This window comes from Photobacterium aquimaris (assembly GCF_002954455.1).
Classification (GTDB): Bacteria; Pseudomonadota; Gammaproteobacteria; order Enterobacterales; family Vibrionaceae; genus Photobacterium; species Photobacterium aquimaris.
In genome coordinates this window covers 1-5,651 of sequence record NZ_MSCC01000005.1, presented here as the reverse complement: position 1 = coordinate 5,651, position 5,651 = coordinate 1, and the positions used below count along the sequence as shown (strand labels likewise).

The following is a 5,651-nucleotide window of genomic DNA, read 5'->3' as shown; positions in this document are numbered from 1 at the left end:
GAATTTTTCTTTAGACATGGATAGTCCCTCTGGGCACGGTATTTAGTGGCACTTCGACCACACAACCAAACATGGGTTTGTTGAGTATATAACAAATTGATAAATATTGACTGAAGAGTGGTGCTAATAGGCAGATTCGAACTGCCGGCCTCACCCTTACCAAGGGTGCGCTCTACCAACTGAGCTATATCAGCACACAAGAAGTGTGGAGCGGGCAGCGGGAATCGAACCCGCGTCATCAGCTTGGAAGGCTGAGGTAATAGCCATTATACGATGCCCGCAAAAACTTATTTACTCGTAGCGCTATTTAACTATTTGAAAATGGTGGTGGGAGAAGGATTCGAACCTTCGAAGGCAGTGCCGGCAGATTTACAATCTGCTCCCTTTGGCCACTCGGGAATCCCACCGAAATTCTTGAAACTGGTGCCGACTACCGGAGTCGAACTGGTGACCTACTGATTACAAGTCAGTTGCTCTACCTACTGAGCTAAGTCGGCTTAATTGATGCGCATTCTAGATAATGATGATTTTTGATGCAATAGCTTAACGCCATTTTTTTATGCTTTTTTCATCAATTGTCGTAAATTTATCCATTATCGACATTTCGCATACAAAGCAAGCCCTTCAAGTACCAATTCTGAACGGTGGTTATAATTTTTAATATCGTCCACTGGAAGATGTCTAACCCCCCCACCACACAATACTACAACCGGTTCAGTTGGTAATTTTTGACGCGCTTCTTTGAGGCCATATTCAATCAAACCTATCAATGCTGCTCGACAACCATTTTTTAGTCCATCGGCGGTATTGTCAGCCAATTGCAGGTTATTACAATGCTCATGATCAGAAAACACCTTGGTGGTATTTTCTAACACCACTTTCATCATTAACTGATAGCCTGGTGCAATCCAGCCACCAAGGTGCTTTCCATCTCCGCCTAGTACGTCAAATGTTAATGCCGTACCAATATCAACCACCACAGTTGGGCGCTTAAATTGTTGATGAATAGCCACTAACGTTAACCATCGATCAACACCTAAATATTGATACTCGTTATAGCCATTTTTGACCCCAAAATCTTTACGCATGGTTTTCACGTGCAGGACTGGAATATCTGACACCTGTGCAATACGCTGAATCGTATTATCGACCTCAACAGGACCAACACTAGCAAAAACAATCCGTTTGATTTTTTGTTCTAAAATAGGATCAAGCACTAACTCAAGTTTCTTACTTGGGTATTTACCAATTAACTCTACCTGACCATTTACGGATAATAGGGCAACCTTAACGTAAGTATTCCCCGCTTCAATTAATAATTGCATTAACAACCTCTAAGGCTGATTTCACCACCAACATAAGCAGTAATACCATCGTCCGTTTCAAGTAATAACGCGCCTTGCTCATTAATACCACGAGCAATGCCTTCAACAACACGCTCACCAATAAGCAATTTCACTGGGCGGTTCAAAAAGTTATCTATTTTATTCCAACGCTCAACAAAACCACAAAGACCAACCGCTTCGTATTCAGTTAACGTTTGATGGATACGATCAATTAATGTTGCCGCTAACACGTTACGCGATGGTAACGGCGAACAAGCAGCACTTAAATTAGTCCATGCTTGATCTATCATATTGGTAGCCACCGTTGGCATAGCAATATTGAGCCCCATTCCGATCACTAAATGTGCAGCATCACCAGCCTTTCCCGTCATTTCAACTAAAATACCAGCCAATTTTTGATCATGACAATACAGATCATTGGGCCATTTGACGCGAATATCAGGCGCACCAAATTGTTGTAAGGTTTCAGCGATCGCAACACCTACCACCAAACTTAATCCCATCGCAGCTGCAACACCAGCCTCTAAGCGCCAATAGGTAGATAAATAAAGATTACTACCAAAAGGTGATTGCCACTGTCGGCCTCGGCGGCCACGACCAGCTTGCTGATATTCAGCTAAACAAACTGCGCCACTAGGTAATTGACCGACTTGATCAAGTAAATATTGATTAGTCGAATCAATCACCGGAATTAACTCTAGCTGTGGGCAACTAACTAATTCGGAAATTCGTTGACTATCAAGTAATTCAATCGGCGCCGCTAAGCAATAACCTTTCCCTTGGACACTATATAAATCAAGTCCCCACTGCTGAATGATTTTAATTTGCTTAGCAATACCAGCGCGTGACATTCCTAATGCCACCCCTAATTGTTCACCTGAATGAAATTGACCATCCGCTAATAAACCAATCAGGGCTAAACGCGTTGAATGCTCTTTCATGATGCTAAAATCTCACTCAAATGGGTTTCAGCACTCGCCGCCATAAATCGCACTTCATGCTCTAGAGCAACACCAAACTTTTCTACGACTCGATTAACGATATATTGTGCTAAATGCACTACATCTTGTGCCGTCGCCGTACCGACATTGGTCAATACTAACGCTTGCTGTGGGTGCACTTTCGCCCCACCAATTTGATGCCCTTTAAGACCACATTGATCGATCAACCAACCAGCAGCTAGCTTCACCTGCAGATCATCAACACCATAACTAGGCATTGCAGGATAGTCAACAAGTAGCCTATCGCGTAATATTTTGGAAATAATAGGATTTTTAAAAAAACTGCCTGCATTACCAATTTCTTTTGGATCTGGAAGCTTGGCTTTACGGACAGCACAAACAGTATCAAACACTTGTTGAATCGTCACGGTTGTCACATCGAATTGATTTAAAGGTGCATAAGCAATTTGAGGCTGCCATTGTTTAGGTAAGCACAAACCAACGGCAATAATAATATGGCCATCTTTTAATTGATGCTTAAAAATTGAATCTCGATAACCAAACTCACAATCACTCGATTCATAACGCCTAACATCATTAGTGTTAACGTCTAGAACATCAACATATTGGCATACATCTTTGAGCTCAATGCCATAAGCACCAATATTTTGAATAGGTGAGGAACCAACACAACCAGGAATAAGGGCTAAATTTTCTAAACCACCAATATTATGTTTTACACACCAACTCACGAGTTGATGCCAATCTTCACCACCGCCGACGTGCAAACAATAACAGGTATCGGTTTCTGTTAATGTAATACCTTTAATTCGATTGAGAATAATCACACCTTGATAATCTTCACAAAAAAGCAAATTACTTCCTTGCCCTACAACCAACTTAGGCATGTTATTAAAGTTTGCATCGTGCCAAATATTAATAAAATCATCAATAGTTTCAGCTTCAACAATCTGCGTGGCTACAGCATCAATACCAAAGGTATGATAAGGCGCTAACCCATGATCAGGTAAAACTTTCATGTTAATTTAAGACCATATCTTTATACTAATAGGTCTATTTTACCCGAATCAATCTCACAACGCAGTGTTTTCCCATGAGCCCAATTCGCTACCAGCAGTTAAATCCAATTAGATTACCTATCATTAATAAACTCTATAAAGATTTTTATCCAGCAGGCAAAGCAAAACGTGATGAAACCCTATGGGTTGGCGAGTCACAACAAGGTGTTATCTGTTGCGTTCGATTTAAATATATCGGTGAGTTGCAGCTATTAACAGGAATGTTAGTTAAACCTGAATATAGAAATCAGAAGATAGCGACTCAACTACTTCAACACGCGACACCACAAATACAACAAAAGCCTTGTTATTGCTTTGCATTTAAAGAACTTGAAGCACTTTACCAGCAAGCTGGATTTATCACTCTGCAACCGCAGCAATTACCACATGATTTACAACAACGATTTGAGCGTTATTGCCATAGCGGAAAAAAGCTAATACCGATGCACTATAACGCTTAGAGATTGTTATAAATTCGTGAGGCGATCATATATCTAGCAATGAGATAGGTTGACTTAGCTCTTTTTCTGATATAATTCGTTTCTTAACTCAAATTTATCTTCTTATAGATCGTGTAAACGAGGCGATAATGGATTCAGCTATTGCTAATAGGCAGTATATAGATCAACTGCCGTGTATTGCGCACAAGCCCGAAAATTTAGAGACTCTTTTTGACGCGAGCTCTTTCAGAAAGCGCTTATACCAAGAAATTGATTCAGCACAGCAGCGTATTTATATCGTTGCTCTTTATCTACAGGATGATGAGGCTGGTCGTGGTATATTAACGGCGCTATACGAAGCAAAGCAACGCAATCCAGCATTAGACATAAAAGTCTTTGTTGATTGGCATCGTGCTCAACGCGGACTTATTGGCGCAAGTCAATCAGATGGTAATGCAGCCTTATACCGTGAATATGCAGAAAAATACCAATTTCCGATCGAAGTATTAGGTGTACCAGTACGTAACCGTGAAGTGTTTGGTGTTTTACACTTAAAAGGCTTCGTTATTGATAACACTGTTATCTATAGCGGCGCGAGCCTTAATGATGTCTATTTAGCCCAACACGACCGTTATCGCTATGATCGTTACCATGTTATCAAGAATAGCAAGCTTGCTGACAGTATGGCGACATTTATTACCGAAACGTTAGTCGAAAGTGAGGCTGTGAATTGTTTAAATCAAGCAGAACGTCCCGATACAAAATCCTTAAAAAGCGCAATTAAAGATCTTCGCGCTGAGTTACAACAAGCAAGCTACCACTATGCAGCTCAATCAATTGCAACAGATGAAGTTGGACTGACACCGCTAATAGGCTTAGGTAAACGTCGTAACCAACTTAACCAAGAAATTTGTGCGTTGATTGCAAGTTCACAGCATGAATTAACAATATGTACGCCCTATTTCAACTTTCCACGCGGTGTTAGTAAAGAAGTCATTAAAGCATTAAAGCGTGGTGTTAAAATTACAATTGTTGTCGGTGATAAAACCGCGAATGACTTTTATATTCCGCCATCAGAGCCTTTTAAAACAATTGCCGGCTTACCTTATCTATATGAAGTAAATCTACGTAATTTTGCAAAAAATAACGAGGCTGCAATTGCAAGTCGTCAATTAGCAATTCATCTGTGGAAACACGACAATAATAGCTTTCATCTCAAAGGTATTTGGGTTGATAGTCAATATATGCTGATTACGGGTAATAATTTAAACCCTCGCGCATGGAAACTTGATTTAGAAAATGCCATTCTAATCCACGACAAAAATCAACTTCTAGCACAGCAAACTCAACAAGAAATTGATTGTATCCTTACCCATACCACTTTAATTGGTAGCTATAAACAAATCGAAAAAATTGATAGCTATCCACCTCAAGTAAAGAAATTAATTAAGCGAATCCGCCGCGTTAAAGCAGATCATATCCTTAATCAAATTCTATAGTACCTATCAACAGCGCAGCAATATGTTATTATTGCTGCGTAATCTATTTAAACGCCACCTCGAATCGAAAACAAGCCATCCGCCAAGGCTAACTATCGTCTATTCATCACCAATCTTACACACGAATAAATCATCATCTATTGATATCAAGTCAGCTGACTACTACACGATGATTACCATTTCCTACAGGTTTCTTAGATGAATGTGAAGAAGACGAACTTATCAATAAATAACGATCTCCATGATGGAAAGAATACAAATCATGCTGGGAATATTATTGATCCTGTAGGCCACAACTTTCACAGTATCTATTCTGTACCATTGTATACAGACGAAAAAAAACCTG

The 5,651-nt window shown here is 40.0% G+C and carries 5 protein-coding genes and 4 tRNA genes; 2 read left to right on the top strand and 7 right to left on the bottom strand.

Annotation, left to right across the window (positions count from 1 at the left end; translation table 11 throughout):
• Positions 1–118: 118 nt before the first annotated feature.
• The 7 genes from BTN98_RS18825 to murB form a co-directional block, all read right to left on the bottom strand.
• Positions 119–194: transfer RNA gene (locus BTN98_RS18825), tRNA-Thr, on the bottom strand.
• 12 nt (positions 195–206) lie between these two features.
• Positions 207–281, bottom strand: a tRNA-Gly gene (locus BTN98_RS18820).
• Between the two features lie 41 nt (positions 282–322).
• A tRNA-Tyr gene (locus BTN98_RS18815) sits at positions 323–407 on the bottom strand.
• A 14-nt stretch (positions 408–421) separates the two neighbouring features.
• A tRNA-Thr gene (locus BTN98_RS18810) sits at positions 422–497 on the bottom strand.
• A 96-nt stretch (positions 498–593) separates the two neighbouring features.
• Complete coding sequence (locus BTN98_RS18805; protein ID WP_061000961.1) at positions 594–1,325, bottom strand: type III pantothenate kinase; 732 nt, start codon at positions 1,323–1,325, stop codon at positions 594–596.
• Complete coding sequence (gene birA, locus BTN98_RS18800) at positions 1,325–2,287, bottom strand: bifunctional biotin--[acetyl-CoA-carboxylase] ligase/biotin operon repressor BirA (RefSeq protein WP_061000958.1); 963 nt, start codon at positions 2,285–2,287, stop codon at positions 1,325–1,327. Before birA ends, BTN98_RS18805 begins: the two co-directional genes overlap by 1 nt.
• A complete protein-coding gene (gene murB, locus BTN98_RS18795; protein ID WP_061000956.1) occupies positions 2,284–3,327 on the bottom strand; it encodes a UDP-N-acetylmuramate dehydrogenase in 1,044 nt (347 codons plus the stop codon). Before murB ends, birA begins: the two co-directional genes overlap by 4 nt.
• Positions 3,328–3,401: 74 nt before the next feature.
• Here murB and BTN98_RS18790 point away from each other — a divergent pair, with 74 nt between their 5' ends.
• Together BTN98_RS18790 and pssA are read left to right on the top strand one after the other, a co-directional pair.
• A complete protein-coding gene (locus BTN98_RS18790) occupies positions 3,402–3,827 on the top strand; it encodes a GNAT family N-acetyltransferase (protein ID WP_061000955.1) in 426 nt (141 codons plus the stop codon).
• A gap of 128 nt (positions 3,828–3,955) precedes the next feature.
• Positions 3,956–5,305, top strand: coding sequence for a CDP-diacylglycerol--serine O-phosphatidyltransferase (gene pssA / locus BTN98_RS18785; protein WP_061000953.1), 1,350 nt, complete (start codon positions 3,956–3,958; stop codon positions 5,303–5,305).
• Positions 5,306–5,651: the final 346 nt, after the last annotated feature.

Bases quoted from the DNA above. Each gene is read 5' to 3' on its own strand.
- BTN98_RS18805 (WP_061000961.1), bottom strand. From the start codon at position 1,325: ATGCAATTATTAATTGAAGCGGGGAATACTTACGTTAAGGTTGCCCTA.
- birA (WP_061000958.1), bottom strand. From the start codon at position 2,287: ATGAAAGAGCATTCAACGCGTTTAGCCCTGATTGGTTTATTAGCGGAT.
- murB (WP_061000956.1), bottom strand. From the start codon at position 3,327: ATGAAAGTTTTACCTGATCATGGGTTAGCGCCTTATCATACCTTTGGT.
- BTN98_RS18790 (WP_061000955.1), top strand. From the start codon at position 3,402: ATGAGCCCAATTCGCTACCAGCAGTTAAATCCAATTAGATTACCTATC.
- pssA (WP_061000953.1), top strand. From the start codon at position 3,956: ATGGATTCAGCTATTGCTAATAGGCAGTATATAGATCAACTGCCGTGT.